The organism is Marinobacter sp. V032 (genome assembly GCF_052645435.1).
Genome location: NZ_JBQXYE010000001.1, coordinates 1,090,749 through 1,104,417 on the forward strand (window position 1 = coordinate 1,090,749; position 13,669 = coordinate 1,104,417).

Here is a 13,669-nt window from a genome sequence, read left to right on the forward strand (position 1 = left end):
GCTGAAGTCTCTCCGATATGATTTCGAGATATGTCTCAGCCGAAAATGCGCGGTCACTCCCTGCGAATGGCCCGCAACCTGCTAGAGTATAGCTTGCCAGGTTCTATGCCAGGGAATAACACTTCAGAATACCTCTGAAAAGTGGGTGTCTTCACGATCAGTTCTGGGGTTCTTATCATCAGATTTAAAGAGTAGTCGGCATGAAAAAGCTGTTTTTGTCTCTCGTGGGTCTCTTGCTATTGGGGTATGTCGCATTCAAGGGCGCAGCCTGGTATCAGGTGAACCAAACCCTGACGCAATTACAGGAATCAGTTGCCCGTGAGGGGGTGCTGAAATGGGGTGGGATCGGCTCCAGTATTGCCGGGCAGGTCTCGGTCTACGATATTGAATACCAGCACTTCAGCGTGACCCAACCGCTGAAAATCAACCGCGTTACGTTTATTGCCGATTCGCCTTCCTCATTGATCAGCATGCTCACCGGTGGGCCGCTCCCACAGGTTTGGGAAGCGGATGTCGAGAATGCCCGGATGGCGATGGATACCAACCTCATGCGTGACTGGGTGGCGTCGGAGGACGGCATTCAGCAGTCTGGTCTGTTAAAAGTCCCATGCGGCACAGGCGAACTCGGTTTGTCGCAGCTGATGGCACTGGGAGTGGATCAGGTTGCGGCTGACCTGAAGCTGTCCCGCAGCGCATCGGACGGCTCTGAAGGTGGTCTGGCGCTTGAAGTCAACGGCGGTAAGCTCGGTAGCCTTGACTTGCGATTGCCGGACCATGGGCTGACAGAGGGGCTTTCAGAGGAAGGTCTGGAAGCCTACAGCGGGCAGGTGCTGTTCACCCTGCGTGATGGTGGGTTCATGCGGCGTGTAGCCGCGTTTTGCGCCCGCGAAGCGGATACGGATGTGAATGTTTGGGCCGGCAAGGCTGCCGCTGACTTTGCGCAGCGACTGGCGAAGCTGGGCTACAAGCCCAGTGATCAGCTGTTGGCACTTTACAAGGTCTGGATGCGGGATGGAGGTGAACTCAAGGCAACGCTCACTGCGGGTGATCCTTTGTATGGTTTACCTCGCCGTGGTGTCTCAGCGCCTGAAATTGGTGCCGATCCGCAACTTGATAATTTTGATGTGTTTTACAACGGCGCCCGTGTTCCGGATTTGTTCGTGCGCGAGATCGAAAAACCGAACCCCGTGCTGACCTCCGGATCCCAGTCGCAAATGCAGGCCGACAAGTCGCCGACTCAGCAGCGTTTTCGCATCTCGGACGCGGAAGAAGCTAGTCGGTGGGTGGGGCGTGATGTACGGGTGACGCTGAGCAGTGGCCGTGTGGTGGAGGGGCGATTGTCCGGAACGGATGATCGTCGCCTCAACCTGACCCGAATTGTGGATGGTGGCGAAGTGGCCTATCCGCTGCCGGTTACTGCGATTACACTGTTTGAAGTATGGCGCCGCCAGGGCGATCGCGGCATTGAACCACCCGCACCCGAAGCGCCTGCTGCAACGCCGGAGAACGAGGCCAACACCCGCTCTGCCGGCGACGAAGCGGGTATGGATGAAAATGTGAATGCAGAGGGTCAGCCCGCTACAGGCGCTGAAAGCGCTACAACAGGGCCTGATGCCTCGCCAGAACAATCGCAGGTACCGGACGATACCAGCGTCAGGCGCACCCCGGTGCAAGAGCCTGACCGGTTACTCGATCCGGCCGGCAATGATGATGAACTGGCACCGGCCGAGCAGCCGGTGCAGGATGCGCCGTCAACCGGGCCGAACAACGTGAATGGTGAATTGGAGAACTGATCCATGAGTGGCGAAAAAGTGCGGGCGAATGCGGTTGCAGGTGCTCAGCCTCCGGGAATCCGGGACATGATAGCGTCACTGGTATCTCAGCCGTCGATCTCGAGTGCATCGCCGGAGTGGGATCACAGCAACGAATCGGTCGTTCAGACCCTGGCCCACTGGCTGGAACCTATGGGGTTCGCAGTGGAAATCTTGCCGGTGCCGGGCATGCCCGGTAAATATAACCTTATCGCGACGCTTGGCAGTGGTTCCGGCGGGCTGGTGCTATCCGGTCACACCGACACCGTGCCTTATGACGACAAACGCTGGCAGAGTGATCCCTTCAAGCTGACCGATCGTGATGATCGCTGGTACGGGCTGGGCACATGCGACATGAAGGGCTTCTTTGCGCTGGCGATTGAAGCGGCCAAAGCGTTTACCGGAACGCCCCTGAAGCAGCCACTGATTATTCTGGCGACCGCCGACGAAGAGAGCTCGATGAACGGTGCCCGGGCGCTGGCGGAATCGGGCCGGCCCAAGGCGCGCTACGCAGTAATTGGCGAGCCCACCGGGCTTAAACCCGTGCGCATGCATAAGGGCATCATGATGGAGCGGCTGGTGTTCGACGGCCAGTCAGGTCACTCGTCCGACCCTTCTCTGGGCCGTAACGCGATGGAAGGCATGCATGCTGCCATTGGGGAGCTGCTGACCCTGCGGGGGGAATGGCAGAACCGCTACCAGAATCCCAATTTTGATGTGCAGGTGCCGACCCTGAACCTGGGATGCATTCATGGCGGAGACAATCCGAACCGGATCTGCGCCAACTGCGAGCTGCACTTTGATTTACGCCCGTTACCGGGCATGCAGATGGATGAATTGCGTCAGGCTATTCTCGATCGGATTCAGCCGCTGGCTCGCGAGCGCAATCTTGGTATGCGTTTCGAGCCGCTGTTCGATGGTGTGCCGCCTTTTGAAACCTCGCCGGATGCGGCGCTGGTGAAAGTTTGCGAGCGTCTGACGGGTCACAGCGCACAATCGGTGGCGTTTGCAACTGAGGCGCCCTGGCTGCAGAAGCTGGGTATGGAAACGCTGGTCATGGGGCCAGGTCACATCGATCAGGCCCATCAACCGGATGAATATCTCGACCTGTCCCAGGTCAAGCCGGCGGTGGATATCTTGTCGCGTCTGATCCAGCATTTTTGTGTCGATGACGCATCAGCCGCTGAGCTGAAGAGCTGAGTTTCGGCTGAAACCCATACTGACCGATTGTATCGGTTCTGACTGTTTTTATTTGACCGCACATCTAATGTGTCACAACGAGGAGACAACGCGCTTGAAATCCAATGACTGGCTGCACGGATTCCGCCATTCATCCCCTTATATTAATGCCCACCGGGGCCGAACCGTTGTGCTCACTCTGGGCGGGGAAGCGCTCGCCCATGAAAATCTGATCAACATCATCCACGACATCACACTGTTGAGCAGCCTCGGCGTGCGGCTGGTGGTGGCATTTGGTGCGCGCCCCCAGATTCAGGAGCGCTTTGATCAGGCAGGGCTGGATTCTACCTTCTGCGACGGGTTGCGCGTGACGCCGGAAGATCAGTTGCCGCTGGTAATTGAAGCGGCCAGCGCGCTGCGATCACATCTGGAAAGCCGGCTTTCGATGGGGCTGGTGAACTCGCCGATGCATGGCGCGCGGATTCGGGTCAGCAGCGGTAACCTTGTTTCAGCGCGTCCTGTGGGCGTTCTGGATGGGGTGGATTTCGGCTATACGGGTAAAGTCCGTCGTGTCGATGTGGCCGGCATCGAATCCCTGTTGGCGCTGGGACATATTGTGTTGCTTCCACCCCTGGGTTATTCCCCGACGGGTGACGTATTCAACCTGTCCTACGAGAACGTTGCCAGCCAGGTTGCCTCGGCGCTGAAAGCAGAAAAACTGATCATTTTCACCGATGAAGATGGGGTCCTTGATGAAGATGGCGAGCTGATTCGTGAGCTGACAGTGCGTCAGGCGCGTGGATTGCTGGAGCACAGTTCGCTGGAAGGTCATGACGCTGATTTGATCCGTGCTGCCTGTGATGCCTGCGTTCGCGGGGTTCGTCGCAGCCAGATTATCAGCTTTGTACGCGATGGTGCGCTGCTTGAAGAGCTGTTCACGCGTGATGGTTCCGGCACCCTGGTGAGCGATGACGATTACGAGCAGATTCGCCGGGCCGTAGTGGAGGATATCGGCGGAATCCTGGGCCTGATACAGCCGCTTGAAGAGCAGGGCATTCTGGTGCGCCGTTCACGTGAGATGCTGGAAACAGAAGTTGACCGTTTCACCGTAGTTGAGCGCGACGGCACTATCGTGGGCTGTGCCGCACTGCATGAATATCCGGAGGAAAAATCCGGCGAGCTATCCTGCTTTGCGGTTGATCCGGAGTACCGGCGTTCCGGCCGTGGTGACGAGATTCTGGAGATGGTCGAGAAGACCGCGCGTGAGAGAGGTATCGAGCGTCTGTTTGTACTGACCACTCAGACCGAACACTGGTTCCGCGAGCGTGGATTTGAGCCCAGCAGCGTCCAGTCCTTGCCCGGGCCGAAGCTTGCCAGTTACAACGTGAAGCGAAATTCCAAAGTGTTTGTTAAGCGTCTGGCCTAATCATCACTTCAGCGGGCTCTGTCTGGCGGCTTCTCAGGTTGTCGAGCTGCTGCCGGCGTGGTTCGGCATCCAGCTCAGCCAGCGCACGGACCTTTTCGAAGAACACCAGGAAGTCGCCATTACTGTCCTTCAGCAATTGCTGAAAGGCCGGGACGTCACCATTGTATTGCTTGAGCAGGCCGATAATCGCGTTATTGGCCTGGTCGACAAGTCCTCCGAGTGGGCCGGGTTCGCCCCATCGTGTTTCGAGCGCAGCGTAGTCTGTCTTGAGTGCTTCCAGTAATGCCTGCTTGCGGGCCATCAGGGTTTGCTCGGGCAGGGTATCAGTTGCCTGATAAAGCCGGTTCAGTTGCTCACTCGTTTGCTCAACCAGCTGGATCGTGTCGCGTCGCCTCTGCCAGCGGACTTTGGCGTGGCTATAGGTCTCTGGTTGCCCCTCTGCAATCAGCCAGCGCTTCAGTCCTTCCAGCTCCACCGTCGTGGCAAAACTTTCATTGAACGTGGTGTCGCCGTCAACATAGACCACCTTGTGCGCCAGTTCGTGAAAAATCAGTGCCACCATCCGGTCGTCCGGCAAATTGGTAAAACCGCTGTGGAGAGGGTCATCGAACCAGCCGAGGGTCGAATAGGCACTGACCCCGCCAATGAACCGATCGTACTCATCCGATGGGTAACCGGACATTTCCTCCTGTGCATCCTCCAGATGGAAGAAGCCGCGATAAGCCTGACAGCCAATGACCGGATAGCACCACTGTTGCGGCGCCAGTGAAAAACGGGGCGCGATCACAAGGTTATAAACCACATAGGGCCGGTTCAACTCTACGTACGACGAAAACGTACCGTCGACTGGCAGCGCCAGGTTGTCGCCGGCGAACTGGCGAGCCTTTATCGCCAGGTTCAGCTTTTGCTGTAAAGCTTCATCAGTGGCAGGATCATCCAGTACGTCTTCAATGGGGGTGCGGTCCCACAGTAGTGTCATTTGACCGGTCACTGCCTGCTGGTAGTAATGGATGCCTGAACAACCGGTCAGACTAAAGATCAGTAGCGAAAGTAGATAGATCTGGCTAAGCTGATACATCAGGCAGAATCACTCAGGGAAGGCCGTCCCCGGCGGTGATCGCCGCCGGGGTACTGCGGATTGTAAAAGGTTGTCAATGCCGGTCGTGGAGCCGGTGGCAGATACTATACTTCAGCATACCGCTTTATTCATGATGCGGGCGGCGACTTCAACACGTTAGCCGGTGTCGCACACCCGCAAGAGCGATCCACAGGCAGGGTATTCAGAGATTCGATGGAACGACGTGCCAGTACTCGGCAACCCATAAAGCTCGCAGCACAACTCTATCTCACGGACGATCAGTCATGGCCTTGCCAGATTGCTGATTTCTGTGCGGAAGGGCTGTTCATCCGTTTCTCGGGCGATACCGCCAAGCGGGTCCGTGGTGCGCTCTCCGAGGCGCATCGCCCGGATGACCTGCTAATCCGCTTTCGCAGTGCCGATGGTGCGTCGCGTCATGACATGCATGTGCAGGTTGCCCGTCTCATGGATGGCGCGATGGGGGTTTATTTCACCCGGGAAAGCCCGGCTGCCCTCAACGCGATGTTGCAACAGCTCGGCTCCAGTGCCAATCAGGAACGCTCCCACCTCAAGCCTCCCAGTGAGCGCGTGCAGTTTGTACTGCATCAGTGTGCCAAGACCGTTATTCAGCACATCGAACAACTGATGGAGCCATGCTTTGACGGCATGGTCAGTACCCTCAGTGAAGCGGCCCAGCATGCCCCTTCGGATCAGCTGGCAAACGAGTTGCTCGATGCGTCGGGTCAACTGGCTTCACGCCAGCGGGCAATCTGGCATCAGATGATGATTGCGCTGGAATCGCCGCTCAAGCCCGAGCGCAAGGGGGCGCCCGGTAGCGAGCTGTCGTTGGTAGACAAGAGCGAGTTTGAGGACTGGCTGACCATAAAGGTTATGGTGACGAAAGCGGATACGCTTTACCGTGGCGAGCTGCTTCAGCTGCGTATGCGGCTGGACAAGCTGGGAGTAGGTAACGCCACAGGCCATCATAATCCGTTGGGGCCGGCGTTGATCTGTGAGGCTTTCCACAACGGCCTGCAGCATTTCAAGGCGTCGCGGGACGTCGAGAAAATCTGCCTCAAGGTATTCGACAAACTGGTATTACAGCAGCTCGAATCGCTTTACACCTCACTGAACCAGATACTGATTCGTCAGGGCGTTCTGCCAGATCTCGACCTCAGTCGTTATCTCAGTGACCGAACGCCCCGCAAGGAGCCGGAAAAGCCAACGGTGAAGGCGGCTCCGGCATCGCCAGCCAAAGCCCCCGAGCCGGTGCTGCCCGCATCGACTCGACATGGCGGCGTGAAGCCCGGCGGCACGCCGTCCCCGGATACCTTCAGAAGTCATTCCCAAAGCGCCCAGACTGCATTCGCCACCGTGCGCAATCTGTTATCGACGCTCAGTACCCGTCGCAAGGAGGCCGGTGTCAGTGCACCTGCGCCCTACCTGCCGGACGCCAGACAGCTCTCTGCCGGTGAGTTTCAGCGCGAACTGCAATCGATGCAGCAATCCGCCACTGAGGCGTCAGCTGCTAGTGACCAGCCATTGCGTGAACGGGTCGTAGAGCAGGTGCGCGACGCCAGTAATGCGGCGTTGGATGAGGCCCAGCAGGAAACGGTTGATGTGGTCGACCAGTTCTTTCGCAGTGTGGTCGATAGCCCAAGATTGAATGATGCGGTGCGTCAGCAGATGCGCCACCTGGAAGTGCCCGTATTGAAAGTCGTGCTGCGCGACCGGGCGTTTTTTGACGACCAAAGCAGTCCGGTGAGAGGTGTCATGAACCGGATGGCCCAACTGGGTATCAAGGGTGGGCGTGTGAACCCGGTGATTCAGCGCCGTATGGACGAAATGGTTCAACGCATCACGCGGGAATTCGACCAGGACACGGCCGTGTTCGAGAGTGTGCGGGGCGAGCTGGATACGCTGATCGAGCGCCAGAATCTGGTTTACCGTCGCAATGTCGAGCGGGTCAGCGCAGCCGCTGAAGGCGCACAGAAAGTCGCGGAGGCCAAAAAGGCCGTGACTGATGTGTTGGACCAGCGCCTGGGTGGCCGCCAGGTACCCAAGCCGGTGCTCAGTTTGCTGAACGGCGGCTGGCGTGATCTGCTTTCGCTGACATGGATCCGGCAAGGGCCGGATAGTCAGCTGTGGCAGGATTACCTGTCGGTACTGGATTCCTTGATGGCCTTCGCCGATAACGAGGGCGCCAGCATCAATCTTCCCGAGTTGTTGCGGATGATTCAGGACGGCCTGGCGTCTATTTCGAGCAATCACCTGCCATCTGCCCAGATCAGGGATGAGCTCAAGTCGTTTCTGGTTAAAGGGCCGGGTGCCGAGGTTGAACGGGTCGATGTTCCGCGCGAAGCCGCACCGGTACAAACGCCGGAAGACAAGGCCACCGAGCGGCAGTTGCGCAGTCTTCAGCGCTGGACTGCGCGCGCCCAGCGCCTGTCTGTGGGGGATTGGCTGCGCAATCAGGATAACCCCAATGAGCCCTACTATGTCCGGCTGGTCTGGATTGCCCGGGCGTTCAGTCGCTTTGTTTTCGTCAATCATCAGGGGATGCGAGTTGTCGAGCTGACACTGGAGCAGCTGGCGCATCAGCTCAAGCAGGGCATTCTGGTGCCGGACGAAAGTTACGAGCGGCCTCTGGTCGACGACAGTATCGACCGAATGGTCAAGCAGGTATACGACCAGCTGTCCTGGGTTTCGACTCATGATGAGCTGACCGGATTGCTGGCACGCAGGGAATTTGAGCGGGTGCTTGAGCAGCATCTGACCCGGCCTGATGAGCAGGCATTGAGCCTCGTGAAGATCGATCTTCGTCAGTTCCGGTTGCTTAACGATACAGCCGGATTCAAATCAGGCGATGACGCCCTTGCCCGCGTGGCAGAAACACTGCGCCAGCATGTGGCGCCTGAATTGCCGCTGGCGCGTCTGGACGGCAACGAGTTCGCATTCCTGTTCCCGGCGGAGGGTTGCGAGGCGGCGGTCAAGGTCGTGATCGCGGGGATCGAGGCGCTCGATTTCGAGTACAACGGTCGCCACTATCGCTTTTCTGCCTGCGCCGGTATTGCCCCCAACGAACCTGCGCTGGTGACAGCCGAGCGCTGGCTCAAGGCTGCGGATGCATCCTGCAAGAGCGCCAAACAGCTGGGTAACGGGCGTGTGGTCACTTACACCATGAATGCCCAGGTACAGGCCCAGCAGGAGCAAATTGCCGCCAAGGTGGCCGGGTTGGGCAACTTCGATGAAGATCAGGTCCTGCTCCGGGGCCAGAAGCTGATACCGCTTCATGCTGACGCCAAAATGGGCACCCAGTATGAAATCCTGATCAGTATGTATGACGATGCCGGCAATCTGATTACCGCCGCAGAATTCGTGCGTATGGCTGAGCGTTACAACCGGATGCAGGCCGTCGATCGCTGGGTGGTGGGCCGAATGCTGGACGCACTGCGCGATTCGGAATCAGCCGCCCGCAAGCTGGGCGGAGTCTGTATCAACCTGTCCGGTTATTCGCTCAACGACGCGTCCTTGCTTGAATTTATATATGAAAAGCTGAGCCAGAAGAACGCCCCCATCGAGCGCCTCTGGTTTGAAATCACTGAAGCAGCGGCTATCCATAATCTGCAGGAAGTCGCTGACTTCATGATCGAGATGAAAGAACTGGGTTGCCGGTTCTGTCTTGGCAATTTCGGTAGCGGCCCGACGTCTTACGAGTACATGAGAAGCCTGCCGGTGGACCTGATCAAACTTGATGGCGCCTTTACCCGCCACATTGTCAGCAATGAAGCCGACAGGGCGATGGTGCGCTCCATGGTGGATATGGCCCACTACACCAAGCGTGAAGTGATTGCCTCACAGGTGGAAGATCGGGCTACCCTGGACATGCTGCGCAGCCTGGGTGTCGACTACGCTCAGGGCTATGTGATTGAAAAGCCGCAGTTGCTGAATACCATCCTGAGCTGACAGATTCTCACATCCCCGCTATGCTGCCCCATATTGCGGCGCCCACTGGCAGTCAGGCGAGGCGCCCGCCCGTTACTTGCCCTGTGAGTCAGGACTTTTTTGATTATGTCCAAACGCCATCCGATTATTGCGGTGACCGGTTCTTCTGGGGCCGGCACCACCACCACTGGCCGCATATTCAGCCAGATCTTTTCCAGCGAGGGCATCGCCGCCGCACGGGTCAGCGGTGACAGTTTCCACCGCTACACCCGTGACCAGATGGCAGTGCTCGCCGAGAAAGGCAAGTACGGTCAGCGTAACCATTTTGCGCTGGATGCCAACCATATTGATCGGCTCGAGGGCCTGTTTCACGACTACGGCATTAACGGCAGCGGCCAGTCACGCGAGTACGTACACGACGACGATTTTGAGTTGATGCGGGAGGGGTTCGAGCCCGGTACTTTCACTCGCTGGTCGCCGTTGGCGCCGGATACCGATTTGCTGTTCTACGAAGGGTTGCACGGCGGTGTGGTGTCAGAGCACTACAATATCGCCCAGTATGTGGACCTGCTGATTGGCGTCGTGCCCATCGTCAATCTGGAGTGGATGCAGAAGATATACCGCGATACCAATATGCGCGGCTACTCCCAGGAAGCGGTGGTCAAAACCATTATCAACCGGATGGACGACTATGTTCAGGACATCGTGCCCCAGTTCTCCCACACCCACGTCAATTTCCAGCGGGTGCCGATGGTGGATACCTCCAACCCCTTTGTGGTCACCGAACTGCCTAACGACGACGAAAGCCTCATCGTGATCCGCTTTCGCGATCATCGTGATATTGATTTCCCGTACCTGCTTCAGATGATCCCCGGGAGTCATATGTCACGGCACAATACGCTGGTGATTCCGGGCACGAAACTGGGGCTGGCGATGGACCTGATCGTCAGGCCGATGGTGCTGGAGCTAATGGCCCACAAACAATTCGCTTGAGGGGGAGGCGTTACTGAGGCGCTGAATTGCGGCGTTGCGCGGTGCTCGTCAGCCCACCTACCGGACGGTAGGCTCCGCTTTCTGCGCGCCGTGCGCCTTCCACTTCAATGCCTCTAAAACGCATTCGCCTCAGGCGGTCAGCGTGCCATCCCGATAATCCTGCAATGCCTGTTCGATCTCCTCACGGCTGTTCATCACGAAGGGGCCATACTGGACGATCGGTTCGCCGATGGGCTTGCCTGCGATCAGTAACAACCGTGCGCCGGTGGGGCCGCTTTTGACGGTGATGCTGTCGCCGTCGTCAGCCAGTATGTTGGCCGCACTGCGTTGCAGCGGCTGTTGACCGAGCGTGGCATCGCCTTCGTACAGGTACAGCAAGCCCTGATGGCTTGCGGGTACGTTCAGGCTGACCTTGGCGGCCGGCTCCAGTTGTATGTCGGCGTAGATTGGTGCCGTGCTGCTACCGGATACCGCACCGGTGGCGCTTTGGCCGTTGATGGCGGTTTCGCCGGCAATCAGTTTCACTAATCCGCCGTCAATGCGAATCTCTGGAATATCCTCCGGTTGGATGTCGTGGTAGCCGGCGTCTTGCATCTTTTCCGCTGCGGGCAGGTTCAGCCAAAGCTGGAAGCCGCGCATGGTACCGGATTCCTGCTGGGGCATTTCCGAGTGGATAATGCCGCGGCCGGCGGTCATCCACTGCACGCCGCCGTTTCGCAAGTCGCCCCGGTTACCCATATGATCTTCATGCAGCATGTGCCCTTCGATCATGTAGGTCACCGTTTCAAAGCCTCGGTGCGGATGAGAGGGAAAGCCCGCAATGTAGTCTGCTGCGTCCGATGAGCCGAACTCGTCGAGCATCAGAAACGGGTCCAGCCTGACTGACGGTTGCTGGCCCAGTGAGCGTTTGATGCGTACACCTGCACCGTCGGAGGTTCCAGCGCCGGGAATGACCTGCCTGATTGAGCGCGATGGATGCGTTGTCATGATTAACCTCCTTTACCGGTTCAGGTGTCGAGCGTTGTATGCGGAGTTCAGACTTCCAGTGCCGCGATATCACCGTGGGCCTTGGTAATGGCCGATGCTTTATGGTCATCACCCAGGTTCAATCCTTCGGCGTAGATAAACTCAACCTGTGTCAGGCCGAGGAAACCCAGAAACGAACGGATATAAGGTGTCTGCGAGTCGTTGGCGGTGCCTGCGTAGATGCCGCCGCGAGCGGCCAGAACGTAAACCGGACGATCCTTCAGCAGCCCGACAGGGCCGTTTTCAGTGTAGCGGAAGGTAATGCCGGCACGTGCAATGTGGTCGAAATAGGCCTTCAGGGTCGAGGGGATGCCAAAGTTGTACATGGGCACGCCCATCACAATAACGTCAGCACTCTGTATTTCCTGAATCAGCTCGTCAGAGTAGGCGACCACGTCCTGCTGCTCGCTGTTGCGCTCATCTGCGCCAGTCAGGAATGCGCCAAATCGTGTCGCATCCAGGTGGGGCACCGGTTGCTCTGCAAGATCGCGATGCACTTCTTTGGCATCGGGGTATTGAGCTCGGAGCTTCTCAAGGGTCTGTGACACGAGTTGTGATGACTGGCCGTTCTGGCCGAACATGCTGGCGGTAACAATAAGAATAGATGTCATTGGAATAGCCTCTCAGTGCAGTTGACTGGTTTGATGAAGCTATTGAACAGTGACTGACCGATAGAAGAAACCGGATAAATCTGGAAGGCTTATTCAAAAAATATGAACAATCGTCTGGCAGGCCGTGAGGGCCTGCCGTGACAGGGGTTCTAGCTTATTCGACGTTTCTGGAATAGAAGATTTCCAGCATTTCACGCTGAAGTCGTTCTGAAATTTCTTTCGCTTCTACGTCGTCGAGATCTTTGGCATTGACGCCGAACACATAGTTATCGAGATCGAAGTTTTTCAGCTTCATCTTGGTGTGGAACAGGTTTTCCTGATACACGTTCACGTCGATCATCTGATAACCGTTCTGGGTATCTTCACTCAGATAGTTCTGGATGGAGTTGATGTCGTGATCGATATAGTGCTTCTTGCCATCCACGTCGCGGGTAAAGCCGCGCACCCGGTAGTCGACCGTCACCACGTCGGAATCAAAGCTGTGAATCAGGTAGTTCAGCGCCTTTAGCGGTGAAATCAGGCCGCAGGTGGAAACGTCGATATCCGCGCGGAAGGTACTGATACCTTCGTACGGGTGACTCTCCGGATAGGTGTGAACTGTCACGTGGCTCTTGTCCAGATGCGCAACAATGGCATCCGGCAGTGGGCCGGGGCTCTCTTCGTTGTCAGCCGGGTTGGGGCCGACTTCATGCTCGGCAATCAGCATGGTCACGGAAGCGCCGTGCGGCTCGTAGTCCTGACGAGCAATGTTCAGGATATTGGCACCGATAATTTTAACCACATCTGACAGGATCTGGGTCAGACGTTCAGCGTTATACATTTCATCGATATAGTCGATGTAGGCTCTACGCTGCTCTTCGGTCTGCGCGTAACAGATATCGTATATGTTGAAGCTCAACGATTTGGTCAGGTTATTGAAACCATGAAGCTCTAGCTTTGATTCCATCACAGCCCCCCCGGTTAAGGAGATGAATGACAGCGGTCGATTTGCATCGGATAAATGCAACATTGACCGCAAAGACCGCCACCGGGAACTGATCGGTTGATCACCTTTTGCGCAGACCGGCGGAGAGGGGGCGTATTATGCCTATCCACAGGAGTGTTGAATAGGTTTTTGCCCCCGTTTTTTCTTACGCTTTTCCGCAATGGAAGCCGCGTATCTGTCAGGCTTTAGTCCGCTTCGCGGATCTCATAATCATGGGTGATTTCGACGCCTGCTTTCTCCAGCATAATAGACGCTGAACAGTACTTCTCAGCAGACAGCGCTACCGCGCGTTTCACCTGATTTTCCTTCAAGCTGCGTCCGGTGACGATAAAGTGCAGATGAATGCGGGTGAAGACCGCCGGGACTGCATCGGCCCGCTCTGCTTCAAGTTCCGCCCGGCAATCGGTCACGTCCTGCCGGGATTTTTGCAGAATGCTCATCACATCAAAGGATGAGCAGCCGCCCAGGCCCATCAACAACATCTCCATCGGCCGGGGGCCGAGATCACGACCGCCGTGGTCGGGCGGGCCATCCATCTGAACCGTGTGGCCCGTGCCGCTGGTCGCTTTGAAGCTTGCATCACCGGACCAATCAATTGTTGCTTTCACGAAGCGT

At 57.2% G+C, this 13,669-nt stretch carries 10 protein-coding genes; 5 read left to right on the forward strand and 5 right to left on the reverse strand.

Annotated elements, in window-relative coordinates:
• Window positions 1–200 precede the first annotated feature (200 nt).
• From ACUN9X_RS05005 to argA, 3 genes are all read left to right on the forward strand, one after another.
• On the forward strand, window positions 201–1,793 hold the full coding sequence (locus ACUN9X_RS05005; RefSeq protein WP_445472380.1) for a hypothetical protein: 1,593 nt from the start codon (window positions 201–203) through the stop codon (window positions 1,791–1,793).
• Between the two features lie 3 nt (window positions 1,794–1,796).
• Window positions 1,797–3,011, forward strand: coding sequence for an acetylornithine deacetylase (argE, locus tag ACUN9X_RS05010; RefSeq protein WP_445472381.1), 1,215 nt, complete (start codon window positions 1,797–1,799; stop codon window positions 3,009–3,011).
• A gap of 94 nt (window positions 3,012–3,105) precedes the next feature.
• The gene (gene argA / locus ACUN9X_RS05015) at window positions 3,106–4,416 is read left to right on the forward strand and encodes an amino-acid N-acetyltransferase (RefSeq protein ID WP_260038381.1); all 1,311 of its coding nucleotides are present in this window, start codon (window positions 3,106–3,108) and stop codon (window positions 4,414–4,416) included.
• Here the strand turns inward: argA and ACUN9X_RS05020 are convergent.
• Window positions 4,400–5,494 carry an aminopeptidase gene (locus ACUN9X_RS05020; RefSeq protein ID WP_445472382.1) on the reverse strand — a complete coding sequence of 365 codons (1,095 nt, stop codon included), beginning with the start codon at window positions 5,492–5,494 and terminating at the stop codon, window positions 4,400–4,402. The genes argA and ACUN9X_RS05020 overlap by 17 nt on opposite strands.
• Window positions 5,495–5,707: 213 nt before the next feature.
• Here ACUN9X_RS05020 and ACUN9X_RS05025 point away from each other — a divergent pair, with 213 nt between their 5' ends.
• The gene (locus ACUN9X_RS05025) at window positions 5,708–9,460 is read left to right on the forward strand and encodes a DUF1631 family protein (RefSeq protein WP_445472383.1); all 3,753 of its coding nucleotides are present in this window, start codon (window positions 5,708–5,710) and stop codon (window positions 9,458–9,460) included.
• A gap of 105 nt (window positions 9,461–9,565) precedes the next feature.
• The gene (locus tag ACUN9X_RS05030) at window positions 9,566–10,432 is read left to right on the forward strand and encodes a phosphoribulokinase (RefSeq protein WP_260038378.1); all 867 of its coding nucleotides are present in this window, start codon (window positions 9,566–9,568) and stop codon (window positions 10,430–10,432) included.
• 129 nt (window positions 10,433–10,561) lie between these two features.
• On the opposite strand, the gene ACUN9X_RS05035 is transcribed toward ACUN9X_RS05030, so the two are convergent.
• The 4 genes from ACUN9X_RS05035 to ACUN9X_RS05050 all read right to left on the reverse strand — a co-directional run bounded on the left by ACUN9X_RS05035 (window position 10,562) and on the right by ACUN9X_RS05050 (window position 13,662).
• Window positions 10,562–11,419: a pirin family protein gene (locus tag ACUN9X_RS05035; RefSeq protein WP_445472384.1), complete on the reverse strand. Its 858-nt coding sequence runs from the start codon at window positions 11,417–11,419 to the stop codon at window positions 10,562–10,564.
• Window positions 11,420–11,466: 47 nt separating this feature from the next.
• Window positions 11,467–12,069 carry an FMN-dependent NADH-azoreductase gene (locus ACUN9X_RS05040; RefSeq protein WP_260038376.1) on the reverse strand — a complete coding sequence of 201 codons (603 nt, stop codon included), beginning with the start codon at window positions 12,067–12,069 and terminating at the stop codon, window positions 11,467–11,469.
• A gap of 154 nt (window positions 12,070–12,223) precedes the next feature.
• The gene (speD, locus tag ACUN9X_RS05045; RefSeq protein ID WP_260038375.1) at window positions 12,224–13,015 is read right to left on the reverse strand and encodes an adenosylmethionine decarboxylase; all 792 of its coding nucleotides are present in this window, start codon (window positions 13,013–13,015) and stop codon (window positions 12,224–12,226) included.
• Between the two features lie 224 nt (window positions 13,016–13,239).
• Window positions 13,240–13,662 (reverse strand): OsmC family protein, encoded by a 423-nt coding sequence (locus tag ACUN9X_RS05050; RefSeq protein ID WP_260038374.1) that lies wholly within the window; start codon window positions 13,660–13,662, stop codon window positions 13,240–13,242.
• Window positions 13,663–13,669: the final 7 nt, after the last annotated feature.

Excerpts from the sequence above, each read along its gene's own strand:
- ACUN9X_RS05005 (WP_445472380.1), top strand. The coding sequence starts at position 201 with ATGAAAAAGCTGTTTTTGTCTCTCGTGGGTCTCTTGCTATTGGGGTAT.
- argE (WP_445472381.1), top strand. The coding sequence starts at position 1,797 with ATGAGTGGCGAAAAAGTGCGGGCGAATGCGGTTGCAGGTGCTCAGCCT.
- ACUN9X_RS05020 (WP_445472382.1), bottom strand. The coding sequence starts at position 5,494 with ATGTATCAGCTTAGCCAGATCTATCTACTTTCGCTACTGATCTTTAGT.
- ACUN9X_RS05025 (WP_445472383.1), top strand. The coding sequence starts at position 5,708 with ATGGAACGACGTGCCAGTACTCGGCAACCCATAAAGCTCGCAGCACAA.
- ACUN9X_RS05030 (WP_260038378.1), top strand. The coding sequence starts at position 9,566 with ATGTCCAAACGCCATCCGATTATTGCGGTGACCGGTTCTTCTGGGGCC.
- ACUN9X_RS05035 (WP_445472384.1), bottom strand. The coding sequence starts at position 11,419 with ATGACAACGCATCCATCGCGCTCAATCAGGCAGGTCATTCCCGGCGCT.
- ACUN9X_RS05040 (WP_260038376.1), bottom strand. The coding sequence starts at position 12,069 with ATGACATCTATTCTTATTGTTACCGCCAGCATGTTCGGCCAGAACGGC.
- speD (WP_260038375.1), bottom strand. The coding sequence starts at position 13,015 with ATGGAATCAAAGCTAGAGCTTCATGGTTTCAATAACCTGACCAAATCG.